The organism is Brevundimonas sp. VNH65, assembly GCF_049445955.1.
GTDB lineage: Bacteria > Pseudomonadota > Alphaproteobacteria > Caulobacterales > Caulobacteraceae > Brevundimonas.
This window is the reverse complement of record NZ_JBMSDX010000001.1, coordinates 403,757-422,927: the sequence shown is the minus strand read 5'-3', so window position 1 is coordinate 422,927 and position 19,171 is coordinate 403,757. Positions and strand designations below refer to the sequence as shown.

Below are 19,171 nucleotides of genomic sequence, written 5' to 3'. Positions count from 1 at the left end.
GGACTCAGACGTCGTGCTTGTCACGACGCCTGACGCCCATCAGCAGTCGCTGCTCCAGTCTTTCCCGAAGGGCGGCGTAATAGGCCTGAAGGAAATCCTCGTCGCGCTGATCGAACGCGGGCGCCCAGCCGATCTTGGCGGCGATCCGCTCCGCCACCGCCCGCATCGTCCGACGGTCGCGCTGGCGCAGAACCGATTCCAGCACATGCAGCTCCTTGGCCCCATAGGCGTCGAGCTGATCCAGGGTGAAGGCGTAACGCGCCAGGTTGGCCGCGCCGTCGTCGGCCATGTCGCGCATCAGCTTCCGGCGAGGCGTGCGCACCACCCAGGTGCCGCCGACCAGATCGCCGACCCGCAACCGATCGCGATTGGTCAGCGGGAAGAAGACGAACACCGCGGCCCAGACCAGCGCCAGCAGCCACAGCCATCCGTCCACCCCGCCCTGGTTCGACTGATTGATCAGCAGCGACAGCGGCAGGAACACCTCGAGTTCACGCAGGGCGTTGCGGGCGAACACGGCTTCCGCCCTCAGACGTCCGCCGTCGCGCGCCGCGACTCTCAGACCGAAGACGCGCTTGCCCGGCGTCGCCGCCGCCGCCGACAGCTCGAACGCGGTGAAATAGAAATTCCGCAACAGGAAGAAGACCAGCAGCCAGATCACCGCCACCACTTCGAAGCCGAACGCGCCTCCGGACCCCACGCCCATCAGCAACGAGGCGAAGGTGAAGGCGATCAGGACCCCGATGATGATCGCGGCGTCCAGCAGGAACGCCGCTGCCCTCTGCCCCGCGTCGCCGATGTTCAGGCCCAGATCGACGCCCTCGGGCGTGACGAAGACGCGTTGGCTTCCCGATGCTCCCTGGCGGTCAGCGAGCATCGGACGCCCTCCTGCGCGGACCATAGAAATAGGCGGCCCAGATCAGGCCGGTGCAGGCGGCCACGGCGTACCGGACGACGGTGTCCTCGATCAGTTGGCGGCCGAACCCTTCCAGCAGGCCGGCGATGAAGAGCATGACCACGACCCCGCCCATGGCCACGGCGGCCGGACGTCCGGCCCGGACCGCCGCATCCCGCCTATCCCTGTCTCCGGGGAAGGCCACGGCCCAGCCGATCTTCAGGCCGGCGGCGCCCGCCAGAATGACGGCGAACAACTCCGTCACGCCATGGATCAGCAGCCAGCCCCCGATCTCCACCCCCAGCCCGCGGCTGGCGAACAACGCCACGAACGCGCCGACCGTGGCCCCGTTGTAGATCATCAACATCGCCGTCGGCACGCACAGGGCGAACCCCAGGGCGAAGGCCAGGATCGCCACCTGGGCGTTGTGGGTGAAAAGATAGGCGGCGAACACCGACAGTCCGTCCCCGGTGTCGGTCCCGTCCAGGGTGGCGCGCAGGGTCTCGGTCGACGCCGCCGGGTTGCGCCCCCCCGCCAGGTCTGCGGGAACGAAGGCGTAGAACCATTCGGGCTCGACGGTCACCAGCCACGCCGCCACCACGGCGCCGAACGCCATCAGCGCCGCTGACGCCAGGGTCTCGCGCCACAGCCCCGCCACCGCTGCGGGCCAGTCGATCCGGAAAAACCCGATCACCCGGTCCTGCAGCGTGGCGCGTGCGCCATAGACGAAGAAATAGGCGCGCGCAGACAGCGTCTCCAGATAGTCGATCAGTCCCTGGTCCAGCGACGTCTCGCGCGCGACCGACAGGGCCGAAAGGGTCGATCGATACAGAACCGGGACGGCCAGGATCTCGTCGTCGGTCAGCCTGGCGACCGAGCCTTTCTCGACGCGATCCAGCAGCCGTTCCAGACGCGCCCAATCCGCCTCGCGCTCCCGGCGGAAGCGTTGACTGCGCAGCAGGCGGGCGGGGGAAGCGGTGTCCGTCACAGCAGATCCCTGCGTTTCAGGTCCAGATAGGCGTTCAAGACGTCAGGGCCGACCTGGCCGTGCGCGGCCTCGACGATGTGCGCCCCCATCCGGCGCAGTCGGGTGGCGACCAGATTCCGTTCGCGCAGCAGGCCGGCCGCCACCACGGACCGCGCGACGTCCTCCGGCTCATCCGGCGCGGCGGCGGCCAGGCTTTCCAGTTCCTCGTCCCGCATCATGACGAACAGGATCAGGTGTCGACGCAACAGCCGCCCGACGGACTCGATCATCAGTTCGGCCGCGGTCGAGTCGGTGAAATCGGTGAACACCACGACCAGGGACCGACGCTTCAATTTTCCAGACAGGGAGGACAGCGCGAGGGTGTAGTTGGTCTCCTGGGTGGAATAGTCGATGCGCGCCGCCAGGGTTTGGAGGGTCCGGATGGCGTTCAATCCCGCCAGGGGGCCCGTATCGATCCGCACCTCCGAATCGAAGGCGAAAAGCCCCGCCCGATCGCCGGACCTCAGACAGGCGTAGCTCAGCAGAAGGGCCGCATGGATGAATCGGTCCATGCGCGGCATCCCGTCGACAGGCTCGGAGGCCGTCCGTCCGCAATCGAGCGCCATGATGACGTTGTGGTTGCGCTCGGTTCGAAACTCCTTGGCCAGCAGGGACGCATGACGCGCCGACTGCTTCCAGTCGATGGCGCGTCGATCCATCCCGGGCCGATAGTCGCTCAGCGCCTGGAACTCGCTTCCCTCGCCGAGCTGAACCTGCGCCTTGGCGCCGAACAGAGCGTCTCGCGCGAACAGTTTCACCGCCTGATCGCGGACGCCCTGGATGTCCGTCAGGACCGGAACCGCCACCCCCAGATCGAAGACCTTCTGCTTGAAGGCGAGGCCGAGGGGGCCGGACCAGCGAACCCAAAGGGTCTCGAGGCTTGAAAGCCCCCTGCGCTCCGGTCTGAAGTCGAAGACCAGGCGCGCGCCGCCCGCCTGGACCGCCGCCGTCGTGCTCTCCTCCGCCAGCCCGAGCCTCCCCTCGGCCGCCAGCGCCGCCTTGACCGCTGTCGGCCTCGGCCCGTCACCGGCGAATTCCACCTCGAACGCCAGCGTCCCGGTCCGGCCGACCGCCGCCGGGAGGGGCTCCATTTCGGCGAGCCTCAGCGCCGTGCGGGAGCCGGCCCTCGCCGCATCCAGGATCAGAAGCAGCGCCAGCACGGCGATCCAGGCCGGACCGAGGATCCAGCCGGACGGCGTCAGCACGCCGACGACCAGGGCGACCGCCGCGCCCGCCCCCATCAGGATCACCGCCCGCGGCGTCGGATAGATCACCGGGGCGCCGCCACGCGATCCACCAGTCCGGCCAGAACCTGATCGACACGCCGGCCCTCGATCTCGGCGGCCGGGGACAGCACCAGCCGGTGCCGCAGCGCCGGCGCCGCCAGGGCCTTCACGTCATCGGGAATGACATAGTCCCTTCCGTCCAGGGCCGCGCGGGCGCGGGCCGCGACCGCCAGCATGGCTCCGGCGCGCGGCGATGCGCCGACCTCCACATCCGCCGAGTCCCGCGTCGCGCGAACCAGATCCGCGATATAGGCCACCACCTCTTCCGTCAGGCGGATGCCGGCCACCGTCTCCGTGGCGGCGTCGAGGCTTTCGGCCGCGGCGACGACCTCCACGCCGAGCGCGACCGGGTCCATCTGTCTGGTCCGCGCGCCGTGGCCGGCGATGATGGCGCGCTCCTGCTCGGCGCTGGGATAGGTCAGCAGGTGCTTGAACAGGAATCGATCCAGCTGGGCCTCCGGCAGGGGATAGGTGCCCTGTTGCTCGATCGGATTCTGGGTCGCGACGACCGTGAAGCGCCGGCCGAGCGAATGCGGCTCGCCGTCGATGGTGATCTGCCGCTCCTGCATGGCTTCAAGCAGGGCGGCCTGGGTCTTGGGCGGCGTGCGGTTGATCTCGTCGGCCAGCAGCAGCTCGCAGAAGATCGGCCCCCGCGTCAAGGTGAAGCTCGACGTCTGGAAGTTGAACAGGTTGGAGCCGATGATGTCCCCAGGCATCAGGTCCGGGGTGAACTGGATCCGGCCATAGTCGAGACCCACGGCGCGCGCGAAACTGTGCGCCAGCAGGGTCTTGGCCGTCCCCGGGGGCCCCTCCAGCAGCACATGCCCGCCCGCGAACAGGGCGGTCAGCAGCAGGTCCACCGCACTCTCCTGCCCCACGACGGCCTTTGCGATTTCGGCGCGGATGCGATCGGCGAGGATCTTCACCTCATTGACGTGCACGGGTCGTCTCCTCAGTCCAGCGATGCAGGTTTCTGGCGACACGCATCAGGTCGCCGGCTGTCTTGGCCGCCTGGGCGTCCCCAGCCAGGGCCGTATAGGCGTGAGTCGTCCCGACCGTGACGCCCACCCGGTCCAGAAAGGCGTCCAGGCCGGCGTCATCCAGATCTCTCGGCGCGCCGACGGCCCGCGCCACGGTGGACCGGGTCCACTGGGCGTAGGGCGCCGCCATATGGTGCTCGCGCCGCGCCATCCTGACCAGGCTGGCGGTGTTGTCGGCCAGGGCGCTCTTGCCCAGCGCCAGGGCTCGTCCGGCGCGACGGGGCGGACCGAAACGCACCACCGCCTGCCATCCAGCGAAGGCCGCCAGCGCCGCCAGGACCAGGGTCATGCCCAGCAGCGGCGGCTCCAGCATCAGACGCAGCAGGTTTCGCGTGCGCTGAAAGCCGTGCAGCGTCAGATCGAAAACGACGGGACTTCCCTCGGCCCGCACGATGTCCAGCAGGGCCAGCGCCGTCTTCGCCCCGTTCAGGGACTTGACCCCCTGGGTGTTCACCAGATCGGCGTCGGCCAGCACATAGGTTCGGCTATGGCGGTGCATCACCAGGACGGCGGCGCCCTGGGCGTCCACCACCACGGGGATCCATTGGGCGCCGGCGATGCGACGCGGACTCTCGGTCCTGGTCGGGGCCCCGAACGCCGCTCCATTGGGTCGCCGCAGGACGGTGTCCGCCGCCTCCGGCGCCGTGGTCAGCGTGGCGCCGGCCCGCATCGCTTCGGGCAGGACGGACAGGGCCTGATCCGGTTCGATCGTCCCGAGCGTCGTCACCCATCCCGGCCGGTCGCGATAGGGGGCTGCATGCCATTTCGGCAGGATGATGAGGCGCGGACCGGCATAGTCCAGGTCGGCGACGCTTTCCGGCCGCGTGCGCATCGTCGGCGTCAGCACCAGAAGGCTGTCCTCCGCTCCCGCTCCCAGTTCACCACGGCTGAGGATCACCGGCTGGCGCGTGGCGCTCAGCAGGCGAGGCAGGGCGGCGTAGCCGATCGATGAACGCGACAGGGCATGCTCCCCGCCGTCGTTTCCGGACTTCAGCTCCGGCGCATAGGCCGAAAGCACCCCCAGCCCCGCCAGCGACACCACCCCGATCAGCAGCACCACCATCATGGTCAGCGGCGAAAATCCGCCGGAGCCGCGACGGGACGTCGCTGCTGAACTGTCTCGCGAACGGCTCACGCGCGCCATCCTTCGGGCAGGGCGAAGGCCTCATAGGCGCGTCGGCATTCGGCGAAGTCCGCCGCATCGACCGGCCGTCCGCCGAACAGGCTCCGCTCCACCACCGTTCCGATGAGACCGAAGGTCGGACGCGCGGCCTCGGGCAGCCCCGACAGGGCCGCGATCTCTCGCGTGGTCAGCGACACCCTGACCGCGCGTGGCTTCTTCAGCTCGATGTCCTCGACACTGCGCAGCAGCAGCAGGTGCGCCGCCTCGGCGTATCGCCCCTGCGCCGCCAGGGCGTCGGCTCCAGCCAGCAGGTTGCGCGCCGTCGTCTCGTCCGGCCGCCATTCGGTTTCCACGACCACCTGCGGACGCGGCCTTGCGCGAGGCGCCCGCAACTTCAGGACCTCGCGACCGATCAGAAACACCAGGCCGCCCAGGATCAGGGCCAGGCCGCACCAGAACACCAGCTCCAGAACAGGCTCCAGGGCGCCCAGGACATCACGGAGCGACTGGACCCAGGCCGGCGTCTCGGGCGGAGTGAAGCCCACCCGATCGAACTGCATCCCCTTATCCGCAAGCAGCTTCGCGTGCGCCTCGGTCAGCGCCGGATCGGACGCCGCCGCAGGCCTCACGGCGTCCGTCACAATCGAAGACCCAGCGGAAGACACATCCAAGCCATAGCCGCCATACACGGCCAGTCAATGACAGGAAGCTCGGCGAGGACATCACATCCGCCTCTCCCCTGCTCGGGCCGCAGCGGGCGGCCTTGAACGGCTCCAGCGGCGCAACTCCGGAGACGGACCTCGAACACGGCTTGCATTTAGGATTTTTCCTAATTAGCCTTTCCCCTATGAACACTCTGTTCAAGGCCCTGTCGCATCCGGTTCGTCGCCGCATCATCGAGATGCTGCGCCAGGGTCCGATGGCGTCCGGCGATATCGCCGCCGCCTTCGACATGAGCTGGCCCACCATCACCGGCCACCTGAATGCGCTGAAGGAGGCCCATCTGGTCAGCCCCGAACGGGACGGCCAGACCATCCGCTACCGGCTGGAAATCTCGGCTGTCGAAGAAGCCCTGGCCTTCTTGATGGACCTGACCGGAACCGGAACCGCCGACCAGACCATCCCCGCCGCCCTGCCCGACACGAAGGAGACGCCCCGATGACCGACCGCCGCTTCACCCTTCTGGACGCCGCCACCGTGGCCGTCACCGCCGCGATCGCGGCCCTGTCCCTGTGGGTCCTGACCCAGGCGCCGAACGTCCCCTACCCCATGCACTTCAATGCGGCCGGCGAGGTCGACCGCTGGGGAGACCGGCGCGAACTCGCCCTGCTGTTCGGTTTCATGGCGGTGATGGCGGCGATCACCGCCGGAATGATGGGCTGGTACGCCGGGGCGTCCGACGACCCGGCGCGACGGCGGGGCCTGCGCGCCGGCCAGGCGGTGTCGCTGGTCGCAATCGGCGGCGTCAGCGCCATCATCGGCTGGGCCAGCCTCGGCGCGTCGCTGGGCGCCGAGCCCCCGGCGATCGGCTGGACCATGGTGCTCACGGGCCTGATTCTGGTGATGGTCGGCGCAGGCCTGGGACGGGTCGGCCCCAATCCCCTGATCGGCGTTCGCACCCCCTGGGCGTTCAAGAGCCGACTGGCCTGGGACCGCTCCAATCGCCTGGCCGGCCGTCTCTTCTTCTGGCTGGGCCTCGTCCTGATCCTGGCGGGGCCGTTCGCGCCCCAGCCCGCCGGCGCCCTTGTCACGACCGCCGCCATCATCCTGGCCGCTGTCTGGTCGGTCTTCGAAAGCTGGCGTGTCTGGCGCTCCGACCCCGACCGCCAGCCCTTCTGACCCCGACACCCTTCACCTCTCGTCCCGGAGACCGCCATGCTGAACCTGCTGATCGCGGGCGCCCTGTTGGCCGCCCCAGCCCTGACCGAACCCGTCTCGACCGACATTGAACTGGCCGCACAGCCCGCGCCGCTGCACGGGACCTTTCTCGCGCCCCGGGGCCCGGCCCGCGCCGCCGCCGTCATCATTCCGGGCTCCGGTCCGACCGACCGTGACGGGAACAGTCCGCTCGGCGTCACCGGCGGCGTGCTTCGCCAACTGGCCGAGGGCCTGGCCGCACGCGGCGTGGCCACGATCCGCATCGACAAGCGCGGCATCGCCGCCAGCGCCGCCGCCGGGTTCGATGAGTCGAAGCTGACGTTCGATGCCTATGTCGACGACGCCCGCGCCTGGGCCGCGGACGCCGCCGCTCGCTCGGGCCGGCCCTGCGCCTGGCTGATCGGCCATTCCGAAGGCGCGCTCGTCGTCCTGCTGGCCTCGGCCGACAATCCCGGGGTTTGCGGCGTCGTTCTGCTCTCGCCCGTGGGACGCAAGGCCGGTGAGGAGATCCGCGCCCAACTGGCCGTCGCCCTGCCCGACGCCATGAAGCCCGCCGCCTTCGCGGCCCTGGACGACCTCGAAGCCGGTCGCACGACGCCCTCCGTTCCCGGCCTGGAGGCGCTGTTCCGACCCTCGGTCCAGCCCTATCTGATCAGCTATATCGCTAGGGACCCGGTCGCCTTGGTCGCCGCCTATCCGGGGCCGGTGCTGATCGGGCACGGGTCCACCGACGTTCAGGTGACGCCCGACAACGCCGAACGCCTGGCCGCCGCCCAGCCGGACGCCGTCAAGGTCATCTTCGAGGGCGTGAACCATGTGCTGCGTCAGGCGCCGGCCGACCGCGCCGCCAACCTGGCGACCTATGGAAACGCCGCCCTGCCGCTGGATCCGGCGATCACGCCCGCCGTGGCCGACTTCATTCTGAGGGACCGCTGAGCCCCCTGCGCGCCTCTTCGGCCAGGCTGAAGAACCGCTCCCGAACCTCAGCCGAATAGGGGTTGTCGCGTTCGATCGCGTCATAGACGGCCGGACTGTCGTGACGGACCATGTCCACCGCCTGCATCAGCTTCTCGAAGCTGGCGGTGGTCATCCGGCTGGGCAGGGGCTCCATGGCCACCAGCACCCGCGCGATCAGATGGGTCAGACCCTGCACCGTCGCCGCCTCGCGATCGTGCGCCTCGGCCGAAACCACGAAGACCTTCAGCTTCAGGGCCTTGCGGCACCAGGCCGCCACCCGGCGCGCCGCCCCGGGATCGTTGGCCGGGCAGACCGCAAGCCTCAGGCCCGCCACGCCGTCCGCCGCGCTCTGCGGCCCGAACAGCGGGTGCGCGCCCACGATGCGGACGTGGTCGGGAAGGCCGTCCGTCATCACCCGCATCGGCGCCACCTTCACCGAGCCCACGTCGATGACCAGCGTCCCCGGCGCCAGCAGCGGCGCGATCTCGGCGACCACCGCCCTCATCGCTCCCACCGGCACGGCCAGCACGACCACCGGACAGGCCGCCGCCGTCGCCAGATCGGTCAGACGGGCGTGCGCATCCCCCTCGCCCGCCGGATCATGGGCCAGAATCTCGAACGTCCGCGACAGATGCCGCGCCGTCAGCCGTCCAAAGGCGCCATAGCCGATCAGGCCCAGCTTCGGCCGTTCGCTCACGCGCCCAGGGTCTCCTGGAACCGCACCGGACGGCCGTGCGCGGCACCGATCAGTTCCGCGTCGCGCATCACGACCCGGCCGCGCACGATCGTCGCCATCGGCCAGCCGGTCGCCTCGAAACCGTCGAAGGGGGTCCAGCCGCAACGGCTGGCCTGCTGGTCGTGGGTGATGGTGCGCTTGGCCTTCAGATCGACCAGGGTCAGGTCGGCGTCATAACCTTCGGCCATCCGCCCTTTGTTCGCCGTCTGGAACACCCGCTGCGCCCCGCCCGAGGTCAGGTCGATGAACCGCTCCAGGCTCAGCTTTCCGTTGGCCACATGGGTCAGCATGACGGGCACCAGTGTCTGCACCCCCGGCATGCCCGACGGCGAGGCCGGATAGGGTTTGGACTTCTCTTCGCGCGTATGCGGCGCGTGGTCGGATCCCAGCACGTCGGCCACCCCTTGCTGGATGCCGGTCCACAGTCCGGCGATGTGATGGGCGTTGCGGATCGGCGGGTTCATCTGGGCGTAGGCGCCCAGCCGCGCATAGGCCTCGTCTCCGTCCAGCGTCAGGTGCTGGGGCGTGATCTCCACAGTGGCGACGTCCTTGTGGTCGGCCAGGAAGCGGATCTCCTCGGCCGTCGACACGTGCAGCACATGGATGCGGGCGCCGGTCTCGCGCGCCAGCCGCACCAGACGCTCGGTGCTGCGGATGGCGCTTTCGGCGTCGCGCACCACCGGGTGGCTGGTCCAGTCGCCGGTCACGGCCAGTTCGCGCCGCTCGGCCAGCCGGTATTCGTCCTCGGAATGGAAGGTCGCGCGGCGATTGACGTTCGACAGCACCGCCCGCACCCCGTCGTCGTCGGCGATCAGCAGGTCGCCGGTCGAGGCCCCCATGAACACCTTCACCCCACAGATGCCGGGCAGTCGCTCAAGCTCGGCCAGGTGATCGACGTTGGCGTGGGTGCCCCCGACATAGAAGGCGTGGTCGGTCCACATCCTGTCCCGCGCCCGCGCCAGCTTGTGCTCGATGGTCGGCTGATCGACGGTGTTGGGATTGGTGTTCGGCATCTCGAACACGGCGACGACCCCGCCCAGGGCGGCCGCGCGGCTGCCGGTCTCCAGGTCTTCCTTCCACTCCAGCCCCGGCTCGCGGAAATGCACCTGGGTGTCGATCACGCCGGGCAGGACCGTCAGGCCGGCGGCGTCCACCACCTCCCCCGCCGACGCCTGGGACAGGTCGCCGACAAAGGCGATCTTGCCGTTTCGAACCCCGACGTCGGCCGGGCCGCGCCCCGCGTGGTTGGCGACCTCGCCGCCGCGAACGATCAGGTCATAGGTCTGGGTCATCGCAGGTTCTCGCAAATAGGGAACGTCAGACGGCCGCGCGATCGGCCAGCAGCTTCTTCGCGGCCTTCAGCACCCGTTCGGCCGGCAGGTCCAGCATATGCTGCAAGGCCTGGTTCAGCTTCGGATCCAGCGCCCGGAACTCCTCCAGCGAGCGCGGGCCGCGAACCGACACCCCGCCCCAGGGCCCGATGCGCGTTTCGTCGGAGGGGCCATAGACCCCGACCGTCGGCGCCCCGGCGGCCACCGCCAGCGGGGTCCAGATCACGTCGCCGCCGATGAACAGGGTCGCATGGCGCAGGGCGGCGGCGGTCTGAAGCCGTGTCAGCTTTCCGTGCGCCTCGATCACCCGGTCACGCGGCACGGCCAGGCGGATGGTGTGCGCCAGGTCCCGGTCCGCCTCCTCGCCGACGATCAGCAGCCGCCCGTTCGCCAGGGGACCGCCCTCGTCGTTCAGCAGGGCCGTGGCCACGCGCGAATAGCGGTCCGCCGGCCAACGACGCCCCATCCAGTCCGCGCCCGGCCCGACCGCCAGGATCGGCCGGCTGTCCGGCCGCACCAGGGCGTCGGCGACCGCCTTGGTCTCATCGGAAAAGAACAGATGCGGCGCCGGAACCTCGTCCAGCTGCAGAACCGCGGCGGCGTCCTCCACCGCATGCCGTCCCGGCTGGTCCGCCCCGCGTACCGCCCGCTTCTGGCGGCGCAGCCGACCCGACAGCGTCGTGCCCTGCATGTCGACGATCAGGCCCCAGCGCGTGTGGCGCAGACGGTTCCACAGGCCCAGCCAGTCGAACCGCCCGGTCTTGTCGACGATATGGGTGCGGTACAGGCCCGGCGTATCGGCGAACAGCGGCGCGCTGGCGGGCGAGGCCACCAGGGTGATGGGCGAGTTCGGCATCTGCTCGACCAGATAGGCCAGCACGCCCGACGACATCGCCGCCGCCTCGGCCTCGGCCTCGGCAATGTAGAGAATGGGAAAGCGGCCGGTCATCTGGCTGGCTCTTACAGGGATTCTGGGACGGGTTCGATTCCGGACCGCTGTGGGCGAAGCGGAGGACAGGCTATGGGTGATCCATGTCCCTTCCCCTCCTTCCCGGTCGAGAATGCGGCGGCTGCGTCGAATGTTGCCGCGTCATCCCGCTCAGCCTGCCGGAGCTGTCCAAGCCGACCGGCGAACTGTGCGCCTATTGCGTGGACGGCGCCGGTTGCTCGGTCCACGAAATCCGGCCCCAGACCTGCCGCGTCTGGTTCTGCCTGTGGCGAGCGGTCGAACTGTCCGACGACTGGCGGCCCGACCGTTCCGGCGTGATCCTGCGGCCCGACGGCGTCGAGGACGGCCGCATGACCCTGTTCGTCCTCCGCCGCTCCGACTTCCTGTTCGGGGACGATGTCTTCGCCGCCGTCACCCACTGGATCGCCGAGGGCTTCGCCATCGGTCTCAGCGTGCCCGGCCCGGTCGGAACCCTGCCCGTCCGCTCGGACGTCACCGACTGGCTGCGGCCCGCGACCCAGGCGGACGACCACGACGGCTTCGTCCGACGCCTGTCCGCAGCCCTCGATCAACTGGACGCGCATGACTTCGAACCCGACGGCATAGAGCGCCGGTACGCGGTGACGGCCGAATGACGTCTCTTCCCACGTGCGAGGGGGGATGAGATGGACTGGAGACCCGGCCTTCCCCGCCCTATCTTGCCGCCATGCCCATCGCCCGCCTCGACAGTCGCGCCCTGATCCGGGTTTCCGGGCCGGACGCAAAACCGTTCCTGCACAACCTCCTGACCCAGGACGTCGAGACCCTGACCGACGGCCAGGTCCGGTTCGGCGCCCTGCTGTCGGCGCCGGGGCGTCTGCTGTTTGATCTGTTCATCTGGGGCGAGGGCGAGGCCGTCATCCTCGACGTCGCCGCCGATCGTCGTGACGCCCTGATGCAGCGGCTGGCTCTCTACAAGCTCCGCGCCAGGGTCGAGATCGCCGCCGATGATCGCCCCGTGCTGGCCTGCTGGCCTGATCTGGCGGAGGGTTTCGCCACCGACCCCCGCCTCGCCGCCCTGGGCGGCCGACGCCTGGGCGGTGAAGTCGCCGCTGACGCCGATGAAGCCGACCATCACCGCCACCGCCTCTCTGTCGGCGTTCCCGATCCGGCGGCCGACGGGGGCCAGGACGCCCACTACCCGATCGAGGCCGACTTCGACCTGTTGAACGGCATCGACTTCGCCAAGGGGTGTTTCATCGGCCAGGAGACCACCTCGCGCATGAAGCGGCGCGGCACGGTCAAGAACCGCATGGCCGCCCTCTCCTTCGACGGCCCACCGCCCCCTGCCGGCTCCGAGGTGCTGCTGAACGGCGATCGCCGGGCCGGCGAGGTCCTGACCGGCGTCGAGGGCGTGGCCATGGCCCTGCTGCGGCTCGACCGGCTGGACGGCCCTCTGACCGTCGACGGCCGCCCCGTCACGGCCCGCCTGCCCGACTGGATGCCGAGCTGACGGTCAGGCCACCGGCGACAGGCCGAACATCTCCACCAGCCGCCGCCGCTTGGCCTGCAGGGCCTCGCGCGCCAGGGCCGCGGCCTTGGACATGTCGTCGTCCAGCGCGGCCAGCGCCTTGTCGATCGATCCGGTGGCCCGGACCAGGGCGGTGTCGGCGGTGAACTCGTCCTCCGCGCACCGCCCGCCGAAGGCCCAGTACATCCCGCCCGCGCCGTTCTCCTGATCCAGCACGCACCGCTTCTCCGGCGCCAGCGACAGCCACATCACCGCCCGGAAATCCGCCAGCGCGCCCCCGGCGAAGTCATCGTGGCCCAGCAGCCCGCCCGACGCGGCGGTCGTGTCCACCGTCTGCAGGCCGTCACGGACCACGATCTCGCGCGCGTCGCCGATGCGGCGCATCCGGTTGACCTGCTGCGAGATCTGCAGGGCGCGATCCCGCTGCGAGGCGTACAGGGTGAACCGGCGCCCCAGACCGACGATGCGCGGCCAGGTCGCTTCGAACTCGTCCACCCCGACGTCGGCGGCGGCCATCACCACCTCATGGAACATGGGCGGCCGCCCGGGCTGGCGCGCCGCCAGCAGGTCCAGCGACCGCTCCAGCACCCGGTTGCCCATCGAATGCGCCACCAGATGCACCCGCTGGGCCCCCGTCCGGTTCGCCACATCCGTCAGGAAGTCGGCGACGTCGTTCAAAAGCGTCATGTCCGCCACCGTCCGTGTGTCGGCCTGATAGCCCAGCAGCGAGGCGCGCGACGGCCAGGAATACAGGATCGGCGCCCCGTCCAGGTTCATGTCCACCGCCAGCTGGGCCGTGCGGATCGCCGCCCCCTCGAACGAGGTGTTGTAGCCGTGGATGAAGACGAAGACCTCCTTGCGCTCGGTCGCCCCCACCGCCTTGGACACCCGCTCGAAGAAGGCGTCGCGGTCGCTGATCGGCGTCACCCGGTTCAGGATCATGTGCTTGTCGGGGTCCGGCCGGAACTCCAGGGTCCAGATCGATGGGCGCGGGATGGATCCCGGCGTGCGGTCGCGCGGCACGCTGACCTCGGTGACGCCGAAACTCAGCGGCGCCCGCCGCCCGCCGAACATGTCGGACGGCGTCTCGGCGCCCGTCCGCGCCCGATGGGTCGCGTACCAGACATCGACCAGGTCGAAGTTCGCCGGCGCGTCCTGCGGCGTTCCGCGCGTCAGGTCAGGCTCCATCCCCGCCGCCAGCCGCGCCGCGTTCGCCGCCTGCCGATAGGGCGCCAGGTTCGGATTGTGCCGCCCCAGCACCCGCTCGCGAATGGTGAAGGCCTCTTCCAGCCAGGTCACGCGGCGCGACGGCTCCGTGGCCAGACCCGCCAGTTCCTCCATCGGCTCGGCCAGGGAGATGTCGCCCTGTCCCCGGAAGCGGATGATGTCCAGCAGGGCGCGATTATAGGCCGCCACGGCGTCGCGCGTCCGCCCCGCCTCCGCCAGCGCCCGCGCCACCGACAGGTGCAGCTCGATCAGGGTGTCGGGATCCGTCGCCGCCAGCTGCTGCAATAGCGTCTGATCCGCCGCCAGCGCCTGCAACCGGTCCAGGTCGCCCGCGTCCAGCGCCGCGGCCACCGCTTCCAGCGACACGGCGGCGCTCAGGGGGGCGTCGATCGCGGCGGGCGTGGTCTGCGGCGTGGTCTGTCGCGCCGCGACGGCCCCGTGGCTCCCCAGCAGCGCCAGCGCCGCCATCGCGACCGTCATCACTCTGAGGAAGCGCATCTCGATCCCCTTCCGGCGTTTCGAACGATGATGTGCCAGACTTCGCGCTCCGGCCACGACTTTCCAGACATGACGACGCAGGCGGCTTGGGCCAGACTGGGGCCATGACCGAATCCGTTTCCGGCGGGTCCGTCCCGGCCCAGGGTCGCTGCGGCTGGTGCGGGACCGATCCCTTCTACGTCGCCTATCACGACCAGGAATGGGGCGTGCCCGAATACGACCCCCGCGCCCTGTGGGAAAAGCTGATCCTCGACGGCTTCCAGGCCGGTCTCGCCTGGATCACCATCCTGAGGAAGCGCGAGGGTCTGCGCGACGCCTTCGACGGCTTCGACCCGGTCAAGGTCGCGGCCTATGGCGAGGCGGACGTCGAACGCCTTCTCGGCGACGCCCGGATCATTCGCTCCCGCGCCAAGATCAACGCCGCCATCAACGGCGCGCGGATCTGGCTGGAGATGCAGGACGCCGCCCGGCGCGGCGAAGGTCCGGACTTCGCCGAATGGGTCTGGTCGTTCGTCGGCGGCGCCCCGGTCCAGAACGCCTGGCCGGACTTCCGCCAGGCGCCGACCCAGACCGCTGAGTCCCAGGCCCTGGCCAAGGCGCTCAAGGCGCGCGGCTTCAACTTCTGCGGCCCCGTGATCGTCTACGCCTTCATGCAGGCGGTCGGCATGGTCAACGACCACCAGACCACCTGCGCCCGCCATCGCCAGGTGCAGGGCCTGCGCACATGACACGATCTGCACCACCGCCCCGCCCCCGGCCCGACGTTTCGCTGGAGACCGCCCTGGCCCTCCGCATCGGCGGCCCGGTCTGCGGCGTCGACGAGGCCGGCCGAGGTCCCTGGGCCGGACCCGTGTCTGCCGGCGCGGTCATCCTCGACCCGGCCGACATTCCGGACGGCGTCGACGACTCCAAAACCCTGTCCGAGCCCCGGCGCGAGGCGCTCGCGGTCCAAATCAAGGCGCGCGCCCTCGCCTGGGGCGTCGGCTTCGCCTCGGTGGAGGAGATCGAGGAGCTGAACATCCTCGGCGCCACTGGCCTGGCCATGTGCCGCGCCATTGAGGCCATGCGCATCGCCCCGGCCGCCGCCCTGGTGGACGGCAATTACCGCTTCGCCCTGCCCTGTGAGGTCGAGACCGTGGTCAGGGGCGACGGCCGCTCGCTGTCGATCGCCGCCGCCTCCATCCTGGCCAAGACCGCCCGCGATCGGCTGATGATTGATCTGGACGGCCAATATCCCGGCTACGGCTTCGCCCGGCACAAGGGCTATGCGGCGCCCGCTCATGTCGCCGCGCTCCACCAACTGGGCCCCTGTCCGGCACATCGGCCCAGTTGGGCCCCGATCCGCGCCCTGCTCGCCGCCTCCCCCACCGGCATGACCTCATGACTTCCGCCCTGCGCCCCCTGTTCGTCACCCAGGTCTATCAGGCCACCCTCGCCGACGGGCGCGGCTGGGCCGACTTCAACGCCGGCCTGGTGGATCTCATCCAGATGATGGCCCAGGAGGACGAGGCCGGCCGACGCTGGTCACGCGCCCACGCCTATCGCGGCTACACCTCCTACGGCTCGCTCAACGACCTGCCGCAACGGTTCCCCGAGTTCGCGGAGCTGAAGCGCCATCTCGACCGCCACGCCGTCGCCTACGCCAAGGCCCTGAACTTCGATCTGGCCCGCAAGCCCCGTCTGGACAACCTGTGGGTCAATATCCTCAAGCCCGGCGGCGGCCACACCGGCCACATCCACCCGCACGCCTTCCTGTCAGGCACCGTCTATGTACAGGTCCCCGACGGCACCTCGGCGCTCAAGCTGGAAGACCCCCGCCTCGCCATGATGATGGCCCGCCCCGGCGTCCACGCCGATGCGCCCGAGGCCGAACAGCCCTTCGTCTATCTGACCCCTAAGGCCGGCACGGTGCTGATGTGGGAAAGCTGGCTCCGCCATGAGGTGCCCGCCAACCCGGCCAAAAGCGACCGCATCTCGATCAGCTTCAACTACGCCTGACGGCGTCGCCTCACCGCCACATTCGTCACTAGGCTCACGGCAAAGCTGTGACGGAGTCGGGGATGCAGACGCTTGGATGGGCCATGGCCCTGGTCGGAGCCGCTATACTCGCAGGGTGCACCGTCCCGGCCGATGCACAGGCGCCCCCGCCTTCCAAAGCGCGGGTCGAAGGCGCTCCGTATGTCCTGGCCGACACCCAAGTCTGGACCATACCCGATCCCGTGTCAGGTCGGCGGTACGAGGTCTTCGTAAGCCTGCCCTCCAGCTACAAATCCAGCCCTGAGCGTCGCTACCCGGTGCTCTATGTCACGGACGCTGACTACGCCTTTCCGATTATCCGCCTGATCACCCGGCGCGTGAACCTGAACGGACCGAGGGTGGAGGAATTCATCCTTGTGGGTCTCTCCTACGCGGTCGACGAGAGCGGCATGGCCAGCCGCGCCCGCGACTACACCCCCGTTCGCATCAACGATCGCACTGGCGGCGGCGCAGCCTATCAGGCCTATCTGAAAGCCGAGGTTCTGCCGTTCATCGAGGACCGTTTCCGGGCTGATCCGTCGCGGCGCATCCTCGTGGGCCATTCCTACGGTGGACTCTTGGGAGCGCAGATCCTGTTCAGCGAGCCCGAGTTGTTCGACGGCTATATCCTGGGGAGCCCCTCCTTCTGGTTCGGCGATCACGCCATGATGCGGACCGAAGAGGAATACGCCCGCGCCCACACCGACCTTCGGGCTCGGGTCTATACCTATATCGGTGAGTATGAATTCCCCGGCTCAGGCGCTCTGAACACCCGCTACGACATGGTCGCAGACAGCGCCCGGTTCGAGGAACGGCTGCGGTCGCGGGGCTATCCGGGCCTGACGTTGACCCATGAGGTGTTGAACGACGAGGATCACCTGACCGTGGCGCCGCGCGGCTTCACCCAGGGGCTCCTGGCTCTGTTGCCTGGCGCGGAGTGACGCCGTTCATTTGCCCTTTGCCCCCCCAGTCGCTACATCCCGCGCCACACTCCCCATTCGCACGAACGACAGGGCGCACCGCCTCATGGCGCAGCAATATATTTTCCAGATGCAGGGTCTGACCAAGACCTTTCCCGGCGGCAAGAAGATCTTCGAGAACATCTGGCTCAGCTTCTACAACGACGCCAAGATCGGCGTCGTCGGGGTCAACGGCTCGGGCAAGTCCACCCTGCTGAAGATCATGGCCGGACTGGACAGCGAGTTCTCCGGCGAGGCCAAGGCCGCCGACGGCGTCAAGCGCGGCTATCTGGAGCAGGAGCCCCAGCTCGACCCCAGCCTCAACGTCCGCCAGAACGTCGAGGCCTGGTGCGAAGAGAAGCAGTGGGTCAACCGCTTCAATGAGGTCGCGGCCGAACTGGGCGAGAACTACACCGACGAACTGATGGAGGAGATGACGTCCCTCCAGGAGAAGATCGACGCCGGCGACGTCTGGGACATCGACAGCCGCATCGAGATGGCCATGGACGCCCTGCGCTGCCCGCCCGACGACTGGGAGGTCACCAATCTGTCGGGCGGTGAGAAGCGCCGCGTGGCCCTGGCCCGCCTGCTGCTCTCCAAGCCCGACATGCTGCTGATGGACGAACCGACCAACCACCTGGACGCCGAGTCGGTGGCCTGGCTGCAGCACCACCTGGAGAACTTCCCCGGCTGCGTCATCCTGGTGACCCACGACCGTTACTTCCTGGACCAGGTGACCAAGTGGACGCTGGAGCTGGACCGCGGCAAGGGCCACCCGCACGAGGGCAACTACTCCTCGTGGCTGGAAGCCAAGCAGAAGCGCGTCGTTCAGGAACAGTCGGAATCCGAAGCCCGCCAGCGCGCCCTCACCCGCGAACTGGAATGGGTCCGCTCGGGCGCCAAGGCCCGTCAGGCCAAGTCCAAGGCGCGTCTGGCCGCCTATGAGAAGATGGTCGCCGAGCAGGAAAACAGCCGTCAGGCCCAGTCCTTCGCCGTCATCCAGATCCCGCCCGGCCCACGCCTCGGCAATGTCGTGCTGGAGGTCGAAGGCCTGCAAAAGACCTATGGCGACAAGGTCCTGTTCGACAACCTGACCTTCAAGCTGCCGCCCAACGGCATCGTCGGCGTCATCGGCCCCAACGGCGCCGGCAAGTCGACCATGTTCAAGCTGATCACCGGCCAGGAAAAGCCCGACGGCGGCACGATCAAGGTCGGCGAGACGGTCAAGCTGGCCTATGTCGACCAGTCGCGCGACGACCTGAAGCCGGACGACACCATCTGGCAGGCCATCTCGGGCGGCACCGACATCATGATGGTCGGCAAGCGCGAGATTAACAGCCGCGCCTATGTCGGCAGCTTCAACTTCAAGGGCGGCGACCAGCAGAAGAAGGTCGGTCAGCTTTCGGGCGGTGAGCGCAACCGCGTCCACCTGGCCAAGACCCTCGCCTCGGGCGGCAACCTGATCCTGCTCGACGAACCGACCAACGATCTGGACATCGAGACCCTGCAGAACCTCGAGGAGGCCTTGGAGGAGTTCGCCGGCTGCGCCGTGGTCATCTCCCACGACCGCTGGTTCCTGGACCGTCTGGCCACCCACATCCTGGCCTTCGAGGGCGACAGCCATGTCGAATGGTTCGAAGGCAACTTCGAGGCCTATGAAGAGGACAAGAAGCGCCGCCTCGGCACCGACGCCCTGATCCCGCACCGGATCAAGTTCCAGAAGTTCGGGCGCTGATCGA

The 19,171-nt window shown here is 69.2% G+C and carries 20 protein-coding genes; 10 read left to right on the top strand and 10 right to left on the bottom strand.

Going from position 1 to position 19,171, the window contains the following annotated elements:
- Positions 1-4 precede the first annotated feature (4 nt).
- The 6 genes from ACO2Q1_RS02030 to ACO2Q1_RS02005 are packed head-to-tail and all read right to left on the bottom strand — an operon-like array spanning position 5 to position 5,931.
- Positions 5-877: an RDD family protein gene (locus tag ACO2Q1_RS02030; protein WP_423327876.1), complete on the bottom strand. Its 873-nt coding sequence runs from the start codon at positions 875-877 to the stop codon at positions 5-7.
- A complete protein-coding gene (locus tag ACO2Q1_RS02025) occupies positions 867-1,883 on the bottom strand; it encodes a stage II sporulation protein M (RefSeq protein WP_423327875.1) in 1,017 nt (338 codons plus the stop codon). The genes ACO2Q1_RS02030 and ACO2Q1_RS02025 overlap by 11 nt, the downstream gene beginning before the upstream one ends.
- Positions 1,880-3,196 carry a DUF58 domain-containing protein gene (locus ACO2Q1_RS02020; protein WP_423327874.1) on the bottom strand — a complete coding sequence of 439 codons (1,317 nt, stop codon included), beginning with the start codon at positions 3,194-3,196 and terminating at the stop codon, positions 1,880-1,882. Before ACO2Q1_RS02020 ends, ACO2Q1_RS02025 begins: the two co-directional genes overlap by 4 nt.
- Positions 3,193-4,164 carry an AAA family ATPase gene (locus ACO2Q1_RS02015; protein ID WP_423328235.1) on the bottom strand — a complete coding sequence of 324 codons (972 nt, stop codon included), beginning with the start codon at positions 4,162-4,164 and terminating at the stop codon, positions 3,193-3,195. The genes ACO2Q1_RS02020 and ACO2Q1_RS02015 overlap by 4 nt, the downstream gene beginning before the upstream one ends.
- Entirely contained in the window at positions 4,136-5,383 is a 1,248-nt protein-coding gene (locus ACO2Q1_RS02010) for a DUF4350 domain-containing protein (protein ID WP_423327873.1), read from the bottom strand. The genes ACO2Q1_RS02015 and ACO2Q1_RS02010 overlap by 29 nt, the downstream gene beginning before the upstream one ends.
- Positions 5,380-5,931, bottom strand: a complete 552-nt coding sequence (locus ACO2Q1_RS02005; protein WP_423327872.1) for a DUF4129 domain-containing protein — start codon at positions 5,929-5,931, stop codon at positions 5,380-5,382. Before ACO2Q1_RS02005 ends, ACO2Q1_RS02010 begins: the two co-directional genes overlap by 4 nt.
- A gap of 287 nt (positions 5,932-6,218) precedes the next feature.
- On the opposite strand from ACO2Q1_RS02005, the gene ACO2Q1_RS02000 reads away from it, so the two are divergent.
- From ACO2Q1_RS02000 to ACO2Q1_RS01990, 3 genes are read left to right on the top strand one after another with little or no spacing between them, the layout of a single operon-like run.
- A complete protein-coding gene (locus ACO2Q1_RS02000) occupies positions 6,219-6,533 on the top strand; it encodes a metalloregulator ArsR/SmtB family transcription factor (protein WP_423327871.1) in 315 nt (104 codons plus the stop codon).
- Complete coding sequence (locus ACO2Q1_RS01995; RefSeq protein WP_423327870.1) at positions 6,530-7,210, top strand: SdpI family protein; 681 nt, start codon at positions 6,530-6,532, stop codon at positions 7,208-7,210. Before ACO2Q1_RS02000 ends, ACO2Q1_RS01995 begins: the two co-directional genes overlap by 4 nt.
- Before the next feature lie 36 nt (positions 7,211-7,246).
- Positions 7,247-8,185, top strand: a complete 939-nt coding sequence (locus ACO2Q1_RS01990; protein ID WP_423327869.1) for an alpha/beta hydrolase — start codon at positions 7,247-7,249, stop codon at positions 8,183-8,185.
- Here the strand turns inward: ACO2Q1_RS01990 and ACO2Q1_RS01985 are convergent.
- From ACO2Q1_RS01985 to ACO2Q1_RS01975, 3 genes are read right to left on the bottom strand one after another with little or no spacing between them, the layout of a single operon-like run.
- Positions 8,166-8,903 (bottom strand): prephenate dehydrogenase/arogenate dehydrogenase family protein, encoded by a 738-nt coding sequence (locus tag ACO2Q1_RS01985; RefSeq protein WP_423327868.1) that lies wholly within the window; start codon positions 8,901-8,903, stop codon positions 8,166-8,168. The genes ACO2Q1_RS01990 and ACO2Q1_RS01985 overlap by 20 nt on opposite strands.
- On the bottom strand, positions 8,900-10,234 hold the full coding sequence (locus tag ACO2Q1_RS01980; protein WP_423327867.1) for a dihydroorotase: 1,335 nt from the start codon (positions 10,232-10,234) through the stop codon (positions 8,900-8,902). The genes ACO2Q1_RS01985 and ACO2Q1_RS01980 overlap by 4 nt, the downstream gene beginning before the upstream one ends.
- A 25-nt stretch (positions 10,235-10,259) precedes the next feature.
- A complete protein-coding gene (locus tag ACO2Q1_RS01975; RefSeq protein WP_423327866.1) occupies positions 10,260-11,222 on the bottom strand; it encodes a glycosyltransferase family 9 protein in 963 nt (320 codons plus the stop codon).
- A gap of 83 nt (positions 11,223-11,305) precedes the next feature.
- On the opposite strand from ACO2Q1_RS01975, the gene ACO2Q1_RS01970 reads away from it, so the two are divergent.
- On the top strand, positions 11,306-11,857 hold the full coding sequence (locus ACO2Q1_RS01970) for a hypothetical protein (protein WP_423327865.1): 552 nt from the start codon (positions 11,306-11,308) through the stop codon (positions 11,855-11,857).
- Between the two features lie 71 nt (positions 11,858-11,928).
- Positions 11,929-12,714: a YgfZ/GcvT domain-containing protein gene (locus ACO2Q1_RS01965; RefSeq protein WP_423327864.1), complete on the top strand. Its 786-nt coding sequence runs from the start codon at positions 11,929-11,931 to the stop codon at positions 12,712-12,714.
- 3 nt (positions 12,715-12,717) lie between these two features.
- Here the strand turns inward: ACO2Q1_RS01965 and ACO2Q1_RS01960 are convergent, their stop codons facing one another.
- Entirely contained in the window at positions 12,718-14,457 is a 1,740-nt protein-coding gene (locus tag ACO2Q1_RS01960; protein ID WP_423327863.1) for an alpha/beta hydrolase, read from the bottom strand.
- Positions 14,458-14,561: 104 nt separating this feature from the next.
- On the opposite strand from ACO2Q1_RS01960, the gene ACO2Q1_RS01955 reads away from it, so the two are divergent.
- The 5 genes from ACO2Q1_RS01955 to ettA all read left to right on the top strand — a co-directional run bounded on the left by ACO2Q1_RS01955 (position 14,562) and on the right by ettA (position 19,167).
- Entirely contained in the window at positions 14,562-15,185 is a 624-nt protein-coding gene (locus ACO2Q1_RS01955) for a DNA-3-methyladenine glycosylase I (RefSeq protein WP_423327862.1), read from the top strand.
- Positions 15,182-15,841 (top strand): ribonuclease HII, encoded by a 660-nt coding sequence (locus ACO2Q1_RS01950; protein WP_423327861.1) that lies wholly within the window; start codon positions 15,182-15,184, stop codon positions 15,839-15,841. Before ACO2Q1_RS01955 ends, ACO2Q1_RS01950 begins: the two co-directional genes overlap by 4 nt.
- Positions 15,838-16,455, top strand: a complete 618-nt coding sequence (locus ACO2Q1_RS01945; RefSeq protein WP_423327860.1) for a TIGR02466 family protein — start codon at positions 15,838-15,840, stop codon at positions 16,453-16,455. Before ACO2Q1_RS01950 ends, ACO2Q1_RS01945 begins: the two co-directional genes overlap by 4 nt.
- A gap of 62 nt (positions 16,456-16,517) precedes the next feature.
- Positions 16,518-17,414 (top strand): alpha/beta hydrolase, encoded by an 897-nt coding sequence (locus ACO2Q1_RS01940; protein WP_423327859.1) that lies wholly within the window; start codon positions 16,518-16,520, stop codon positions 17,412-17,414.
- A gap of 85 nt (positions 17,415-17,499) precedes the next feature.
- On the top strand, positions 17,500-19,167 hold the full coding sequence (ettA, locus tag ACO2Q1_RS01935; RefSeq protein WP_423327858.1) for an energy-dependent translational throttle protein EttA: 1,668 nt from the start codon (positions 17,500-17,502) through the stop codon (positions 19,165-19,167).
- Positions 19,168-19,171: the final 4 nt, after the last annotated feature.